The sequence below is a fragment of the Halolamina pelagica genome, assembly GCF_001307315.1.
GTDB classification, from domain to species: domain Archaea; phylum Halobacteriota; class Halobacteria; order Halobacteriales; family Haloferacaceae; genus Halolamina; species Halolamina pelagica_B.
In genome coordinates this window covers 2,333,173-2,348,413 of sequence record NZ_LGUC01000001.1, presented here as the reverse complement: position 1 = coordinate 2,348,413, position 15,241 = coordinate 2,333,173, and the positions used below count along the sequence as shown (strand labels likewise).

Below are 15,241 nucleotides of genomic sequence, written 5' to 3'. Positions count from 1 at the left end.
GAATCTGCCCGTATGGCCATCAAGCCGAAGTACGTCAAACAGCTGGGGACCATCCTGCTCGAGAAGTACCCCGAGTCGTTCAACCAGAACTTCGAGACGAACAAGGAGAGCGTCTCCGCGCTCACCAACGTCGAGTCGAAGGAAGTCCGCAACCGCATCGCGGGCTACATCACGCGCAAACAGGCGAGCGCCGCCGCCCAGGCAGCCGAAGCGTAGTTCTCCGTTAGTAGCTGTACTCGTCGGCCGTCAGCTGGACGTAGCGGTTCCGGTTCCGGAACTTCGTCAGCTTGTACTCGCCGAGTAGCTTCGCGCCCCGCAGGCCGGCCCGCGGGCTCCAGGAGAGCATCTCGTTCGACCCCCCATCGGCCAGCATCTCCTCGCCGACTCGGAACACCTCGTCCCACGTGTCGGGGTCCAGCCCCGCACGAGTTCGGAGAGCGAGACGTTCCGCAGCAGTTCGTCGCCGACGGCCGCCTGCCACTCGTGGTTGTAGTGGCCGAGCTTCCCTTCCGCGGCCAGGCGGCCGGCGATCTCGCCGGTCCGGACCGCGAGGTGGTCGCCACCCTCGTGGAACGCCGACGTGGTCCCCATCGCGCCGCCACAGACGGCGACGCCGGCGTCGACGGGCGAGGCGATCGGCCGCGTCGAGGAGATCGGGTACGTCTCGGTCCCGCGGCTCTTCCCGGCGTCCTCGACGATCGGGAAGTCGCTCAGGTCGTACGCGTCGCCGTACTCCCGTTCGAGCAGGCGCTCGATGTACGTCGCCCCCTGCGGGATGCGCTCGTCCTCCGGGCGCAGGAGGTCGTACGACTCGCGGTCCTCGACGGCGTCGATGTCCATCCCGATGGGCATCGTCAGCCCGACGCGGCAGACCTGGTCCCGGTTCGGGAAGATCCACGGGTAGGCGGTGTGGCCGGGCATGAGCCCCCACCAGAACACGATGGCGTCCTGGACCTGCTCGTAGATCTCCTCGGGGAACTTCCGGTACTCCTGGTAGGCGATGTGGTTTGCCGTCGGCGGCGAGAGCACCTGGCTCGCGGCGCGATGGTCCGGGAGGAACTCGTCGAGCACGCCCATCGTGACGGTGCGCTGGGGGCCGTCACAGAGCAGCAGGTAGTCGGCGCCGATCTCCTCGCCGCTCGCGAGCGTGAGCACGTGTCGCGGGTGGCCGTCCCGGTCGGCGTCGACGTCGGCCACCGACGCCTCGACGCGGTAGTGGGCGCCGGCCTCCTCCGCGCGGGAGCGCAGGAAGTCGTCGAAGCGCGCGCGGTGGAAGGTGTAGCCGAACTCGTCGTAGGAGGATTCGATCCCGGTCGAGCGGAGGTTGCACGCGGTGTTCGGGCCGCGGAACTCCGCGCGGTCGAGCACGTTCTGAACCACCCCGTCGGGCATCTCGTCGGGGTGGATCCCCATGATGTCGACCCAGTAGTCGAGGATGCCGGCGGCGTCGGTGGAGTCGGGCCCGAGCCCCTCGCGGTCCGCACGCGGGACTCCCTTCTCCAGCACGAGCGCGTCGGCGCCGTGCTCGGCCGCGGCGTGGGCGGCCGACGTGCCCGCTGGCCCCCGCCAACGATGGCGACGTCTACGCGTTCCATGACTGCATAGGTGCAGACTCGCCGCGTTAAAGTTACTGACTCGGCTCGTCGGCGCCTACATGAACATCCGGTCGTCGAACGCCCGCTCGCGCTCCGCTGCGGCCTCGTAGCGATCGGCGAGCTCGTTGTAGTAGCGCTCGATCTCGTCGGCGAACTCCTGGAGCGGTTCGGTGTCGACCGTGAGGCCGTACAGCTCGGAGACGGTGTCGATCAGCCGGATCGCGGCGTCGATGTCCGGGATCTGCTCGTGGACCGGCGTGCGGAACACCCCGACCGCGAGCGGCGAGTCGATCCCCTGTTCGACGAGCGCCCCCGTCACGCCGTCGAGATACCCCCGGGCCATCGGCGGCAGCCCCTCGTCGCCGTCGAGTCGCCGCCGGCGGTAGTCGTCGGTCGCGACGTAGTACGTCCGGTGGTCGTCGGGGCTGTGCCGCATCGGCACCGCGTCGACGACGACGATCTCCGCCACGCCGTGGTGTTCGGTCCAGTCGAGGATCGCCTCGCCGAACGGGCCGCTCAGCGCCGGCGGGACGAACAGCTCGTTCTTCAGCAGCGTCAGCTCCAGGTCCGGGCGGGAGAACAGGCGCGTGTGATGGGTCGGCGTCCCGTTCTCGAACGGCGTGATGCTCGGCATCCCCTCGGCGGTGACGTGACCGGTCTCGGTCAGCTCCAACTGGTCGATGAGGAAGTCGACGGCGGTCAGTCCGGAGAGCCCGTAGCTCGCGAACCCACAGAGCAGCGTCTCCTTCGGCGCTTCGGTGTCCTCGACGGCGAACTGCCGGGATCGCTCGGGGGTCGGATCCATACCGTACTGTCACCGCGAGTATCCTTAATTCTCCGGGCGTTCCCAGTCGCTGGCCGCCGCGACCGCCGCCATCGCCTCGCGCTCGCGGGCGCCGCCACAGTGGTCGACGACGGTCGCGAGGAAGTCGAGGCGATCGCGGAGTTCGGCGTCGTCGAATCCAGCCACGCCCAGCCGCGAGGCCGCGACCGTCGCCTCGATCACCGCGCCGAAGCCGCGGTTGATCGTCGTCGGTCCCTCCCGAACGACCGCGGACTCGTCCGGCGTCAGCTCCCACTCCCGGATCGTGGTTTCGCCCTCCGTCCGCGAACCGACGCACGCGGCCTCGACCTCGACCCAGGCGTCGGCGCTCGGGAGCACCGGCTCGGGCGCCTCCCGGATCGTGAGTGCGGCGTCGACGAACGCCCGGGGGTCGGCGACGAACTGGACAACCCCACCCTCGCGGCGCTCGAAGTTCCGGCGCGTCCGGGTGTTCCCGTAGGTCTGTGCGGTGACGGGATCGCCGGCGTGGAGCCCGAGGGCGGCGAAGTTCCACAGATCGTTAGGCCCCTTCGTCGCGATCACCGACTCGGTGACGCCCCGAAGCGCCACCGGCCAGCCGTCGGGCGCGTCGTCCGCTGGCTCCCACTCTCCGCCCGCCGAGCTGTCGCTCATACCGCCAGCCCCCGTTCCAGCGCGACGAACAGCGCCGCGGCCACACGGTCGGCGGTCGTCCCGGGGTTGATCCCCTCGTCGACGAACGCCTCGGCCAACGCCTCGGCCGGGTCGAGCGACCCGGTCCGCTCGACCGCGGCGAGCGTCGACGCCGCGCGCTCGCGGACCGACTCGGCCACCGACTCGCCGTGGGTGGTGGCGACCAGCGTGTCCGGCTCCGCGGCCAGCTGTCGGAGGAACGACCGCGCCGCGCGGTCGAGCACCGCCCCGTCGTCGGCGAGGACCGCCTCGGCCGCGTCGAACGTCCGCGGGAACCCCTCGATCCACTCCGCGGCGTTCGTGTCGGGGACGCCGTCGTCGGGGTCGGCGGAGAGTTCCATCACGTCCCAGAGCGTCGTCCCGCGCTCCCGGAGCGCCGGTTCGGCGTCACTCCCGCGGCGCGCGTCGAGGGCGTCGACGCCCTCCGGCGGGTCGCCGACTGCCACGTCGACGTGCTCGAACGCGCGGTAGAAGGCGACGGCGTCGTCGACGGTCGTCACCCGGCAGCGCTCGCGGACCGCCTCGCGGGTGAGGTCGCCCGCCGCGGCCGCACTCACCAGCGGCGTCAGCAGCAGCAGACAGCCGAACTGGGTGTTGCCGCCGGACTGGCGGCTCATCCCGCGAACCGCGCGCTCGAACGCCCCGCCCAGCGGCGCGCCGTCGGCGGCGGCCCGGAGGCCCCGTGCGCTACCGACGCTCCCGGCGAGGAACTGCTCGAACCGGAGGTCATCGAGGTCCCGGTGGCGATCCACGTTACCCGGTTTGGGCGTCCCGGCCACCTCCAGCAGCAGCGCGAGTTCGGCGTTCTCCGCCGGCGTCCGGGAGCGGTCGGTCACGGCTCGACCCCCACCGTGCCGGCTTCCTGCTCGGCGAACCACTCCGCGACGGCGTCGGCGACGCGTGCGAGCACCGCGGGGTCGTCGCTCGGCCGGCCGACGCTCACCGCGTCGGCGCCGTAGTCGAGATACTCGCGGACGCTCTCTCGACCCCTGACGCCGTTGTTGGCGATCACGAACAGCTCCGTGGCGGCGACGAGATCCGCGACGACCGCCTCGCTGTCCATCGCGTCGACGTGGATCGCGTCGGCGCCCGCGGCCTCGACCTGTTCGGCGACGGCGACGAGGTCGACGCCGTCGAGTTCGGTTCGCAGCTTCACGCTCACCTCGGCGCCCGTCGACGCGGCCGCCTCGACCAGGGCGGCGAGTCGGTCGGGCTCCCGGAGCAGCGACTCGCCCGTGCCGACCGCACAGAGTTCGTCCTGGCGGCAGTGGGCGTTGAGTTCGACGACGGCGTCGTGCCTCTCGGCCACCGCCGCCACCTCGCGGACGGGCTCGGTCGTCGTCGACCGAACGTTGATCCCCGCACGGAGGTCGACGCCGGAGAGCGCCGAGAGCTGCTCGTCGACGAACGCGATCGGGTCGTCGGGGAGGAACTCCGACCGATCGCGATCCGCGACCATCTCGCGGGCCGCCGCGCGGGTCGGTTCGTCGAGGCAGACGCCGCCGAGGAACGCCGCGCCGGCCCACTCCGCGCCGGCCGTGGCCCACTCGGCGTCGGACTCCCCCGAGAGCGACGCCAGCGCGAGTCGCGGGTGGAACACTTACCGCTCACCCCCGAACGCCGACAGGTCGCTGGTGTCGATGTCCTCGCCGTCGAGGTCGGCGGGGTCGTCGACGGCGAGGCCGAGGTCGGCCGCGGGCGCGCCGACGGCGGCGAGCGCGAGCGCACAGGCCCGAGCGACGCGCTCGGCGTCCGCGGGCTCGTCGATCTTCGTGTCCGTACGGACGACCGGGCGGTTCAGCTCGGTGCCGTCCTCGCTGTCGAGGACGAACGCGTCCGCGAACTCGTAGCTCTCGGCGACGCCCGCGGTCGACGGTTCGCGACCGACGCCGGCCATCAGGTCCGCGACGGGGCCCGAGAACGGCTCGTCCGCACAGAACGGCGAGACGGCGACGACCGGGGTGCGGTCGAGCGCGCGGTTGACGCCCGGCAGCGCCCGGATCGGCCCCACCGAGGTGACGGGGTTCGAGGGGCCGACGACCACGGGTCGGCCAGCGCCGACTCGACTTCCGGCGTCGGTTCGGCTCGGTCGGCGCCGCGGAACTCAACGTCTTCGACGGGCGGGTCGGCGCGCTCGGCGACCCAGTACTCCTGAAAATGCATCTCGCCGCCGGGCGTGTGGATCATCGTCGCCACGGGGTCGTCGCTCATCGGCAGGAGTTCGATCTCGAGGTCGAACGCCTCGGCGAGCGTGCGGGTGGCCGCCGTCAGCGTGTGCCCCTCGTCCAGCAGCGAGGTTCGAGTCACGTGGACCGCGCGGTCCCTGTCGCCGATCGTCATGAACTCCGCGACGCCGGAGAAGCGCCGCCAGCGGGCGATTTCGCGGCCGGCGGTCTGCGCGTCGTCGTCGAGGTACCGCGGGCCCGTCTCGAGCCCCGCGGCGTCGGCGATGCGGAACAGTTCGTCGTCGGTTTCGTGGGTGTCGCCTTCGATCCCCCACCACGTCTCACGGTCGAGCACGCCCCCGCCGTCGAACAGCACGGTGTCGATGTCCGGCGAGACCAGCAGCCCGCCGAGCTCCACGTCGTCCCCGGTGTTGCCGACAACAGTGACGGCATCGCGGGCGAAAACGGGATCCTCCCCGATAGCAGTTTGGGGGTGCCGGTCCCCCAGCGAGAAACGTGACCATGCTCGGGATTTCGGGCGTGTGGGGTTGAAAGTTCCTCTCCCGACGACGCACCGGGGCGACTTTGGGGCTCGCCCCCGGGGTGCCCGTATGAACGCGATCAAGGACTCCGTCCACGACTGGATCACCCTCTCCCCGGTCGCGGCGGATCTGCTGGATACGCCCGCCGTCCAGCGGCTCCGACACATCAAGCAGCTCTCGACGATCCGGCTGGTGTACCCCTCGGCCTCCCACACGCGCTTCGAGCACTCCCTGGGGTGTACCACCTGGCCAGCGAAGCGCTGTCGCACCTGCGCGTCGACGGCGAGCGCGCCGCGCACGTCCGCGCGGCGGCGCTGCTGCACGACGTTGGCCACGGGCCCTACGGCCACCAGACCGAGGAGGTGATCATGCGCCACGCCGGCCGCCACCACGACGAGATCGGGGGCGTCGTCGAGGAGACCGCCATCGCCGACGTGCTTCGGGAGCACGATCTCTCGCCGGACCGCGTCGCCGCCCTCGTGCGCGGCGAGGGCGAACTCGGCCAACTCGTCTCGGGGAGCTCGACGTGGACCGGATGGACTACCTCGTTCGTGACGCCCACCACACCGGCGTCCCCTACGGGTCGATCGATCACGGCCGGCTCGTCCGCTCGCTGCGGTACCGCGACGGCCAACTCGTGCTGGCGGAGGGGAACGTCCGCACTGCGGAGTCGCTGCTGCTCGCGCGGGGGCTGATGAACGGGATCGTCTACCGCCACCACGTCTCCCGGATCGCGGGCTCGATGCTCGAACGCGCGAGCGAGCGCCTGCTCGCCGGCCCGAACGACGTGGGGATCGAGCAGTTCGCCCGGATGGCCGACCACGACCTGCTGGTCGCACTCCGCGAGCACGTCCCCGATCTCGGCGGCCGGATCGAGTGCCGTGACCTGTACAAGCGCACGGTCTGGGCGGGGCTCTCGGACACGCCGGCGCACCTGCTGGAACTGGACCACGAGGACGAGCGCGCAGCCGAGCGCGACATCGCCGAGCGCGCGGGCGTCGACCAGTCGTCGGTGATCGTCGACGTGCCCCGGCGCCCGTCGATGAAGGAGTCCAACGCCCGCGTCGTCGTCGACGGCGTCGTCCAGCGCCTGGAGGAGGCCTCGGGCCTGGTCGGCGCCATCCGGCAGGCCCAGCGCGACGGCTGGCGACTCGGCGTCTACGCGCCCGAACCCGAGCGCGAGGCGGTGGCCGCGGCGGCGGTCGACGTGCTGGGACTCCCCGGACACGTGCAGCGCTGAGTCGCGCTATCGGCGCCGCTCGGGGCATCGAACGGGCGGCTCGGGAGAATCCATCGTCACAAGGGGCTCTGTGGGGGTAACCCTCGTCACTGCCGCCCGGCAGGACCTTCGACGCGAATCAGTATCAGTCGTTCGCTCTCATTCGGGATCGACCGCGGCTCGCCGTTGCCGCGGTCACTCGAGTTCCAGCCACGGCACCTCGATCAGCGGCGGGATGTGGGTCTCGATGTGGTGTTCCCAGACGCCCTCCTCGCCGAACGCCTCGCCGTGGTCGGCGGTGACGACGACTTTCCCGTCGAGTTCGTCGACGAACCCCGCGATGTCCTCGAGCACGATCCGGAGGTTCTCCTCGTACAGGCCGAGTGCGGCCTCCTGCGTGCCGTTCTTCATCACGTCCGCTGGGTCGAGTTCGAGCCAGAGCCCGGCTTTCTGGGCGAGTTCGCTGCCGTCCAGCACGCTCTCGACGTTGGTCCGGAGCCGGTCGCTCACGGAGGCAAGGGTGCCGCCGTCGGCTTCGGCGTCGCCGTTCTCGGCTTCCTCCTGCTTCCGGATCCCCTTCTGGATCTGCTTGAGTTTCTGGCCTTTCCCCCGCGAGAGGTAGGGAGCGTGGGGCTGCATGTAGTGGAGGACGGTCCGCTCGGCGCGTTCGACGGCGTCACGGTTGTTCCGGAACGCTTCGGTGATCCCCTCCGGCGGGACCGTCCCGAGGTCGTCGTCCCAACCCGACTTCCAGACGTCGAACACCTCGCTGATGTGCTCCGAGGCGGTCCACTCGTACTCACAGCTGGCGCCCCACTTGAGCTCGTTCAGCGGGATCCCCAGATCGTTGATGAACGGGTTCCCGGAGAAGTACGCGATGTCGTGCTGCCCCGTGAAGTTGCGGTAGGCCCACTCCGGCGTCGACGAGCCGGCACTGCGTCGCTTCTCCAGTTTTCCGTCGAGATACTCGTCGTAGATCTCGGCGAACACGTCGAACCGACACGCATCGAGCACCAGGCAGTAGTCCCACTCGGACTCGAGGAAATCCTGATCCCGCATCAATTGACCAGAGCTTCACAGCCGTTCTACGTATTCCTGTTGCTTTCAGCGGACGGCGGGCGAACGGGTCCGTCGCTTCAACACGACTTTGTGCCACGCCGCACTGTTAGCGGTATGGAGCTGTTCGCCGTACCGGAGTTACCGGAGATCCACGAGGGCGACGATCTGGCGGCGATGATCGCCGACCGGGTCGACCTCCGGCCCGACGACGTGGTCTGTGTGGCCTCCACGGTCGTCTCGAAGGCCGAGGGCCGCGCGGCCGACCTCGACGAGTTCCCCGCCGGGCCGCGGGCGAAGGAGATCGCCCGGAACCTCGAAGAGGTCTCGGGCGAGGAGAAGGATCCTCGGTTCGCTCAGGCGGTCCTCGAGGAGAGCACCGACGTGGTGATGGAGGCGCCGTTCGTCCTGACGGAGACCCGTTTCGGCCACGTCGGCGTCAACGCCGGCATCGACCGCTCGAACGTGCCGGACCACGACCTGCTGCTGCTCCCGAAACGGCCCAGCCAGTCCGCCGAACGCATCCACGAGCGGCTCCCAGAGTCGCCGCCGGTGATCGTCACCGACACCTCCGGGCGCTCGTTCCGCCACGGCCAGCGCGCCGTCGCGATCGGCTGGGCCGGCATGCCGGCCTCGCGTGACTGGCGGGGGGAGACCGACCGCGACGGCCACGAACTGCAGGTCACCGTCGAGAGCGTCGTCGACGAACTCGCGGGCGCCGCCAACCTCGTCTCCGGCGAGGGCGACGACGGCACGCCCGTCGTGGTCGTTCGGGACTGGGCGTTCGGCGATCACGGCGGCAGCGACAACATGTTCCGCGAGATGCGTGGGGATTTTGTGCGCCAAGCACTGCGTGACTGGGAGTACGAACCATGAGCCCACCGATCCGCCGCGGGGTCGAACTGACGCCCGAACAGCCCGTCTCCCGCCTCGTCGAACTCGCAGCGACCGCCGAGGACGCCGGCTTCGACGCCGCGTTCGTCTCCTCGCACTACAACAACCGCGACCCGTTCCAGACGCTCGGAGCGATCGCCGAGCGAACCGACTCGATCCGGCTCGGCCCGGGCGTCGCCAACCCCCACGAGAGCCACCCCGTCGCGCTAGCCTCCCGGATGGCGACCCTCGACGAGCACGCCGGGGGGCGCGGCGTGTTCGGGATCGGCCCCGGCGACCCCTCGACCCTCCGGAACCTGGGCGTCGACAGCGACGACCGCAGCCTGCGCTCGGTGCTGGAGGCGTTCAAAGTCGCCAAACGGCTCTGGGCCGGCGAGCGCGTCGACCACGACGGCACGTTCCAGGCCGACGACGCCGGCCTGAACTACGAGCCGCCGGGCGACTTGCCCGTGTACGTCGGTGGCGAGGGGCCGCACATGTGCCGGATGGCGGCGAAACACGCCGACGGCTTGCTGTTCAACGGCTCGCACCCTCGCGATCTCGCGTGGGCTGGGGACCGCGTCGAGGAAGGGCTCGGCGAGCGTCCCGACCACCGCGGTGAGTTCGACTTCCTGGCGTACGCGAGCGTGAGCGTCGCCACCGAGCGCGAGGCCGCCCGCGAGGCCGCGCGGCCGCCGGTCGCGTTCATCGCCGCCGGAACGCCCGAGCCGGTGCTTTCCCGGCACGACATCGACCCCGAGCGCGCCGCCGCAGTCGGCGAGAAGATCAGCGAGGGGCGCTTCGAGGCGGCGTTCGAGCAGGTCTCCCCCGGGATGATCGACGCCTTCGCGGCCGCGGGCACCGTCGACGACGTGGCCGACCGACTCGCCGCCGTCCTCGAACACGCCGATGGGGTCGTCTGTGGCTCACCGCTGGGGCCGGAACTCGACGAGGCCGTCGCACTCGCGAGCGAGGCGTTGGAACTGGCCGAAGAACGAGTCTGATTCGACTACCGCGGCGACGTTGCGCCGAGCAGATCGAGTACGCCGCCGGCGGCGAGATACGCCAGCGCGCCGCTGGCACCGAGCACGAACAGCGCGCCCATCGCGGCCGAGACGGCCGCGAGTGGGTCCTGCGTGACGACGCCCTGGAACAGTTCGCCCATCTTCGGGAGGTCCTCGACGATTCGCATCGCGAACTCCTGCAGCGTAGCCATGGTCGGCAGTTGGACCGGGGGGAACTTCGCTCTTCCGAGTGAGGCGGGGGAGTTTTGGGGGCGCCCGCCGTCGATCTCGCCGTGACGCTCGACCCCATCCACGTCGACACCATCGCCCGCATCGCCGCCTCCATCGCGGGCACCGTCGACGACTCCGACCACGACGACCACGCCGCCCGCGCCTGGGAGCTGCTCGACCCCCTGCGCGCGGACGGCCGGATCGTGGTCGAACCGCTCGACGAGCCGTCGCTTCGGGCCGCGGCGATCGACGACGTGGCGCTCGCCGACCGGCCGTTCGACACGACCCACGGGCTCGACGCCGGCACGCTCAACCCCACCGGGTTCAAAAATGGGCTGCTGCTGGACGTGGCGCAGGCGGCGATGGCCGCGGCCCCGACGGATCTCGAACTCCACCGCTCGCGCTCGCTCGTCGCGACCGTCCACGCGAACGACGCCACCCGGGAGTACGGCACCGACTGGCAGCGCTACGACGAGGGGTACAGTCGCCAGCAGGTGCTGCAGGTGCCCGAGGTCGCTGAGTTCGCCGACGAGGTGACCCACGAACTCGCGCTCTACCTGGCGGAGTCCTCCCACGCGCTCGAACACGCCGACGCCGTCGAGGAGCTCCTCCTGCTCGACGGGCCGCTCTACCCCAAGCGACTGTTCAACTGGGAGTCCCGCGACCCTGCGCTGGCGGAGGCGACACAGGAGGCCGCCCCGCAGGCCATCGTCGAGAACTACGTGCGACTCGTCGAGCAGTTCGTCGAGCGCGGGGTCCCCATCGCGGGGTTCGTCAAGAACCCGACCTCCCGCTTCATCGTCCGCACGCTGGCCGACCGCACGCCGACGCCGTGGACCGACGACGCCGCGCTGTTCACCCGGCTGCTCGAGTGCCGCGAGCAGCAGGAGGCGGGCGTCGAGAACGGCCCGACAGCCGACCCGGCGGCCGCCCGCGACGAGTCCGACCTGACGTTCACCTCGTGGTTCCGCTCACGTGGCTCCTCGGACGAGCCGATGTCCGCGGACGGCGACGCGATGGGGATCGAGCGCCGGCTCGACCCCGAGGCGTACGAGGTGACGTTCTGCTACCTCTACGACCCGCGGACCGACGTGACGTACAAGATCGAGGCGCCCTATGCCGTCACCCGTGATCCCGAGACGCGGACGGCGCTGACGACTCAGCTACTGAGTGAGGTGGCGACCGAGCGCGGGCCGCCCGAGGCGATCGGGAAGGCCGACGAACTGGCGAAGATCGGCGCCGGCGAGAAGGCGGCGATCCGCCGGAAGTTCGAGGAGACGTTCGGCAGCGAGTCGCGGTCGACGTACGACCGGTTACGCTGGGGCGACGAGGACTAGTCGGTCGCCGTTGACCCGCTTCCCCGGGCCGTCGCCCCGTCGGGCGCGGAGGTCCTGACTGGCGATTTCGTCACCCACAGCAGCGCGCCCAGCGGGGCGATCACCACGCCTGACCAGCCCAGCAGCGCGACCGCCCCGAGGCCGTCGGCGGCCGCGCCGGCGACGACGCGGGCGACGCCGCCGACGAGCGCCATCGCCATCGCCGCCCCGGAGAGCACCGTCGACCGGCCCACGTCGGCCAGCCGGTCGTTGAGGTACTGGTTCCGCAGCGGCGCGGTGATCGTGCTCAGCCCGCGGTTGACGAACAGGACGGGGACCACCAGCGCCGGCATGACCAGTACCCCGGCGTAGGCCACACCGTACAGCGGTATCAGCAGCGCGAACGTGCCTCGCACGCCGAACTGCGCCTGGAGGCGGCCGACCGTCGACGCCGCGGCCGCGGAGGCGAGCTTGAACCCCGCGTACAGCAGGCCGAAGCCGGCGACGGGGACGCCGATCTCCTCGAACGCTGGCTGTTCGTAGATCCGGGTCACTAGGAACAGCGCGTGGAACAGCGCCGCGTACGCCACGAACCACCTGATCGCGGGTCGCTCGACCTGTGCGCGCAGCATCGTGACGGCGTCGCCGACGCCGAAGTGATCGCCGTCCGACGACTCGCCCGCGCCCTGGACAGCCGGGAACGTCCAGAGCAGCGGCAGGCCCAGCGTCGCGAGGCCGGCGTTGACCAGGAACGGCCACGACGGGTCCATCCCGTACAGCAGGCTGCCGACGACGGCGCCGCCCGCGGAGACGGTGAGCCGGGCCATCCGGCCGCGGCTCTCGATCCGGGCGAACTCGCCGGCGTCGAAGCGCGCCTCCAGGATCTCGTACAGCCACGCGTCCTGCGTGCCCGACCGGAAGGAGCGCCCGGCCGCCCAGACGAGGTGGATCGCGAGGTAGGCGCCCTTGCCCGGCAGGAACGGGTAGACGCCGACGACCAGTACCCGGAGTACACAGCCGATCGCGAGGCTCGCCCGTCGGCCCAGCCGGTCGCCGAGGTAGCCGGTCGGGATCTCCGAGAGCAGCGTTCCGAGGGCGTACACCGCGTACGCGAAGCCGACGAAGCCGAGGCCGTACCCCTTGTCCCGCAGGATCAGCACCGACACCGGGAGGTAGAACCCCGCGGAGGTGGTGATCCGGTAGAGGTAGTAGCGGTAGATGAGGCCGCGGTCGGCGGCGCCGGGGTCACCGGCAGCTCCGTCACCGCGACCGTCCCCAACGTCGCCCATGGTCGACACTGCGGCCGCCCAGACAATGAGCGTTCCCGGAAGGTGATTTTTGTAGAAAAGCCGACCGATCAGGCGGGCGTCTCCTTCTCCACGTCGATCGTCACGTCGTCGACGCCGATGCGGGCGAACTGCGTGCGGATGTGCTCGCGTGCGGCCTTGAGCGCCTGCTCGCGCGTGTCGAACCCGCGGGGCATCGGCGACTCGAAGGCGACCCGGATCTCCTCGCCGTCGATCTCGATCGCCGAGCCGCCGCTTTCGACCTGGTAGAACGCGTCGCAGACCCAGACGTAGGCGGCGTCCTCGTCGGGGGCGCCCTTGTAGGAGGGGGAGTCCTCGCCGCGCTCGAACACGGTGCCGGTGAGGGTCGTCCCCCCGCCGTGCCCGCTGACGTAGATCATACACTGGCTAGTCGGTCGGCGCCTTTAGGGGTGGTGCCCGCGGCGCCGCAGGGAAAGGTGTATGCCGAGAGCCGCCCACGTCCGGCGCATGAGCGATTCGGGCGATCTTGGCGACTTCACCGACTACGCGGGCAGCGGGGGCGACGACGACGCCTCGGCCGCCGACGCGAGCGACGACGCCCCGGCCGAGGCGGCCGACACGGCGGCCGAGTTCGAGCGCTACGGCACGGAGGCCGCCGGCGCCGACCAGGGGCTCGGAACCGTCTCCGTCTCCCAGGGGCTGCGCGTTTCCCAGGACGGCGACGAGACGCGGCTGCGGGCGTTCATCACCACCGGGAACCGTGACTCGGTCCGGCTGGGGAGCTACCTGCTCGTCCCGTACCCCGACGACGAGACCCTGTTCTGCTCCATCGCCGCGCTGGAGTACGCCCAGGAGTTCCAGTCCGACGACGCCACCGAGATCCACGCGCGCCGGCAGATGCGCCGCGAGGGGTTCGAGGAGCGGGACTACAAGTTCATGGCCGAGTTGGAGCCCGTGGCGGTCATCTACGAGGAGGGCGGCGAGCTCAAACGACGGATGACCGACCGCGTGCCCAAGCCGGGCGCGCTCGCCCGCGAAGCGTCCGACGAGGCACAGATCAAAACCGGCCTGAAGATCCCCGGCGACGGGGTGTTCCTCGGCCACCTCTCCGTCGGGGGCGAGAAGGTCCGCACCGCCGCTGAGCCGCCGACGGTCGACTACCGCGTGAAGGACGAGTACGCCGACGGCGACCCGCTCGTGTTCCGGCACACGCTCGTGGCCGGCGGCACGGGCTCGGGGAAGACCCACGCCTCGAAGAACGTGCTGCGGCAGTACCTCGCGGAGGACCGGACGTACCCGATGGACGACGGCCGGGAGGTCTCCCCGCCGTCGTGCAGTTCGACCCGCAGGACGAGTACGCCCAGATGCACGACGACAACCCGGGGATGAGCGACCAGTTCGCCCGCCAGCTCGATCGGGAGGGGATCGCCCACGGCGGCCACGACGACACGATCGCGCTCGTCCCCGTCGAGGACGGCGTGAGCTACGGCGGCGAGAACCACCGCGCCGAGCAGGTGCGGTTCACGATCCCGTTCTCGGTCGTCGACGAGTACGACATGCCGTGGCTCGTCGCCGGCGGCGGCCTGAACGACAACCAGTATCCGGCGCTGCTCACCCTGCTCAACCGGTTCTTCAGCGACTACGGACAGAGCGGCACCTACCAGCAGTTCCTGACCTATCTCGACGACCCGGGGCTGCAGGAGGAGCTCCACGAGTCCGGCCGCGTCCACGAGGCCACGTTCGACGCCGTCAAGCGCCGGGTTCGGGGGATTCCCAACGGCATCTTCGACCAGGACGCGCGTCCGATCACCGAGTTGGACCACGAACTCGTCCGGCCGGGCGGGCTGACGGTCGTGCCGACGTACCACCTCTCGACCTCGCGGGCGAAGGAGATGTTCGTGCTCGCGGTGTCGTCGCTGCTCGTCGACGACAAGCTCTCGAACTCACCGCAGAGCCAGCGCATCAAGGAGACGCCGCTGGTGCTGGGGATGGACGAGGCGCACAACTTCCTCTCGGAGGCCGACACCGTGCAGGCGCGGAAGGTGGTCCAGAAGTTCACCGAGGCCGCCAAACAGGGCCGGAAGGAGCGACTGGGGCTGTTCCTCATCACGCAGGACCCACAGGACATTGCGGAACCGGTGTTCAAGCAGGTGAACACGAAGATCGTGCTCAACCTCGGCGACGAGGACGCGATCTCGTCGGTGAACATCCCGAGCCAACTGGCCCAGAAGGTGCCGTACATGGAGAAGGGGCAGATGGTGGTGTACTCGCCGGACAACTCCGAGCCGGTGGAGCTGATCGGCCTGAGCGAGTGTGTCACAAGACACGGCGACTGACCTGTCACGCGCTCCGTCGCGCGACGACGGAACGAATGCCGTGTCTGTGTGTCACCAGACACGGGAGTAACACCAGACGGCTCGCAACCGGCGCCGATCTTCGGATCGGCGCTCGGAGCGTTTGCCGTGACCGTGTAGAAC

At 70.5% G+C, this 15,241-nt stretch carries 12 protein-coding genes and 4 pseudogenes; 6 read left to right on the top strand and 10 right to left on the bottom strand.

All coding sequences use genetic code 11. From position 1 onward, the window contains the following. Positions 1 to 12: 12 nt before the first annotated feature. A complete protein-coding gene (locus SY89_RS12200) occupies positions 13 to 216 on the top strand; it encodes a 30S ribosomal protein S17e (protein ID WP_054584427.1) in 204 nt (67 codons plus the stop codon). Between the two features lie 7 nt (positions 217 to 223). Here the strand turns inward: SY89_RS12200 and SY89_RS12195 are convergent. The 6 genes and pseudogenes from SY89_RS12195 to cofD all read right to left on the bottom strand — a co-directional run bounded on the left by SY89_RS12195 (position 224) and on the right by cofD (position 5,779). Next, a pseudogene (locus SY89_RS12195) lies at positions 224 to 1,595 on the bottom strand (NAD(P)/FAD-dependent oxidoreductase). Between the two features lie 55 nt (positions 1,596 to 1,650). Next, positions 1,651 to 2,400 carry a proteasome assembly chaperone family protein gene (locus tag SY89_RS12190; RefSeq protein WP_054584426.1) on the bottom strand — a complete coding sequence of 250 codons (750 nt, stop codon included), beginning with the start codon at positions 2,398 to 2,400 and terminating at the stop codon, positions 1,651 to 1,653. 24 nt (positions 2,401 to 2,424) lie between these two features. Then, positions 2,425 to 3,051: a DUF447 domain-containing protein gene (locus SY89_RS12185; RefSeq protein WP_054584425.1), complete on the bottom strand. Its 627-nt coding sequence runs from the start codon at positions 3,049 to 3,051 to the stop codon at positions 2,425 to 2,427. Further along, positions 3,048 to 3,926 carry a triphosphoribosyl-dephospho-CoA synthase gene (locus tag SY89_RS12180; protein WP_054584424.1) on the bottom strand — a complete coding sequence of 293 codons (879 nt, stop codon included), beginning with the start codon at positions 3,924 to 3,926 and terminating at the stop codon, positions 3,048 to 3,050. The genes SY89_RS12185 and SY89_RS12180 overlap by 4 nt, the downstream gene beginning before the upstream one ends. After that, on the bottom strand, positions 3,923 to 4,690 hold the full coding sequence (locus tag SY89_RS12175; protein ID WP_054584423.1) for a tRNA-dihydrouridine synthase: 768 nt from the start codon (positions 4,688 to 4,690) through the stop codon (positions 3,923 to 3,925). The genes SY89_RS12180 and SY89_RS12175 overlap by 4 nt, the downstream gene beginning before the upstream one ends. After that, positions 4,691 to 5,779: pseudogene (cofD, locus tag SY89_RS12170) on the bottom strand (2-phospho-L-lactate transferase). A gap of 87 nt (positions 5,780 to 5,866) precedes the next feature. Between cofD and SY89_RS12165 the strand changes: the two are divergent. After that, positions 5,867 to 7,037, top strand: a pseudogene (locus SY89_RS12165) (HD domain-containing protein). A 174-nt stretch (positions 7,038 to 7,211) separates the two neighbouring features. Here SY89_RS12165 and SY89_RS12160 read toward each other — a convergent pair. Further along, positions 7,212 to 8,075 carry an alkaline phosphatase family protein gene (locus SY89_RS12160; protein ID WP_054584422.1) on the bottom strand — a complete coding sequence of 288 codons (864 nt, stop codon included), beginning with the start codon at positions 8,073 to 8,075 and terminating at the stop codon, positions 7,212 to 7,214. Between the two features lie 114 nt (positions 8,076 to 8,189). On the opposite strand from SY89_RS12160, the gene SY89_RS12155 reads away from it, so the two are divergent. Together SY89_RS12155 and SY89_RS12150 are read left to right on the top strand one after the other, a co-directional pair. Beyond that, positions 8,190 to 8,948, top strand: coding sequence for a coenzyme F420-0:L-glutamate ligase (locus SY89_RS12155; protein ID WP_054584421.1), 759 nt, complete (start codon positions 8,190 to 8,192; stop codon positions 8,946 to 8,948). Then, positions 8,945 to 9,949: a 5,10-methylenetetrahydromethanopterin reductase gene (locus SY89_RS12150; protein ID WP_054584420.1), complete on the top strand. Its 1,005-nt coding sequence runs from the start codon at positions 8,945 to 8,947 to the stop codon at positions 9,947 to 9,949. Before SY89_RS12155 ends, SY89_RS12150 begins: the two co-directional genes overlap by 4 nt. Before the next feature lie 5 nt (positions 9,950 to 9,954). Here the strand turns inward: SY89_RS12150 and SY89_RS12145 are convergent, their stop codons facing one another. Further along, positions 9,955 to 10,161 (bottom strand): hypothetical protein, encoded by a 207-nt coding sequence (locus SY89_RS12145; protein WP_054584419.1) that lies wholly within the window; start codon positions 10,159 to 10,161, stop codon positions 9,955 to 9,957. Between the two features lie 81 nt (positions 10,162 to 10,242). Here SY89_RS12145 and SY89_RS12140 point away from each other — a divergent pair, with 81 nt between their 5' ends. Then, complete coding sequence (locus SY89_RS12140; RefSeq protein WP_054584418.1) at positions 10,243 to 11,517, top strand: DNA double-strand break repair nuclease NurA; 1,275 nt, start codon at positions 10,243 to 10,245, stop codon at positions 11,515 to 11,517. On the opposite strand, the gene SY89_RS12135 is transcribed toward SY89_RS12140, so the two are convergent. After that, a complete protein-coding gene (locus tag SY89_RS12135; RefSeq protein ID WP_054584719.1) occupies positions 11,514 to 12,785 on the bottom strand; it encodes an MFS transporter in 1,272 nt (423 codons plus the stop codon). The two genes, SY89_RS12140 and SY89_RS12135, sit on opposite strands and share 4 nt — an antisense overlap. Before the next feature lie 68 nt (positions 12,786 to 12,853). Then, on the bottom strand, positions 12,854 to 13,183 hold the full coding sequence (locus tag SY89_RS12130) for a DUF7113 family protein (RefSeq protein ID WP_054584417.1): 330 nt from the start codon (positions 13,181 to 13,183) through the stop codon (positions 12,854 to 12,856). Positions 13,184 to 13,271: 88 nt separating this feature from the next. Here SY89_RS12130 and SY89_RS12125 point away from each other — a divergent pair. Continuing rightward, a pseudogene (locus tag SY89_RS12125) lies at positions 13,272 to 15,100 on the top strand (ATP-binding protein). Positions 15,101 to 15,241 lie beyond the last annotated feature (141 nt).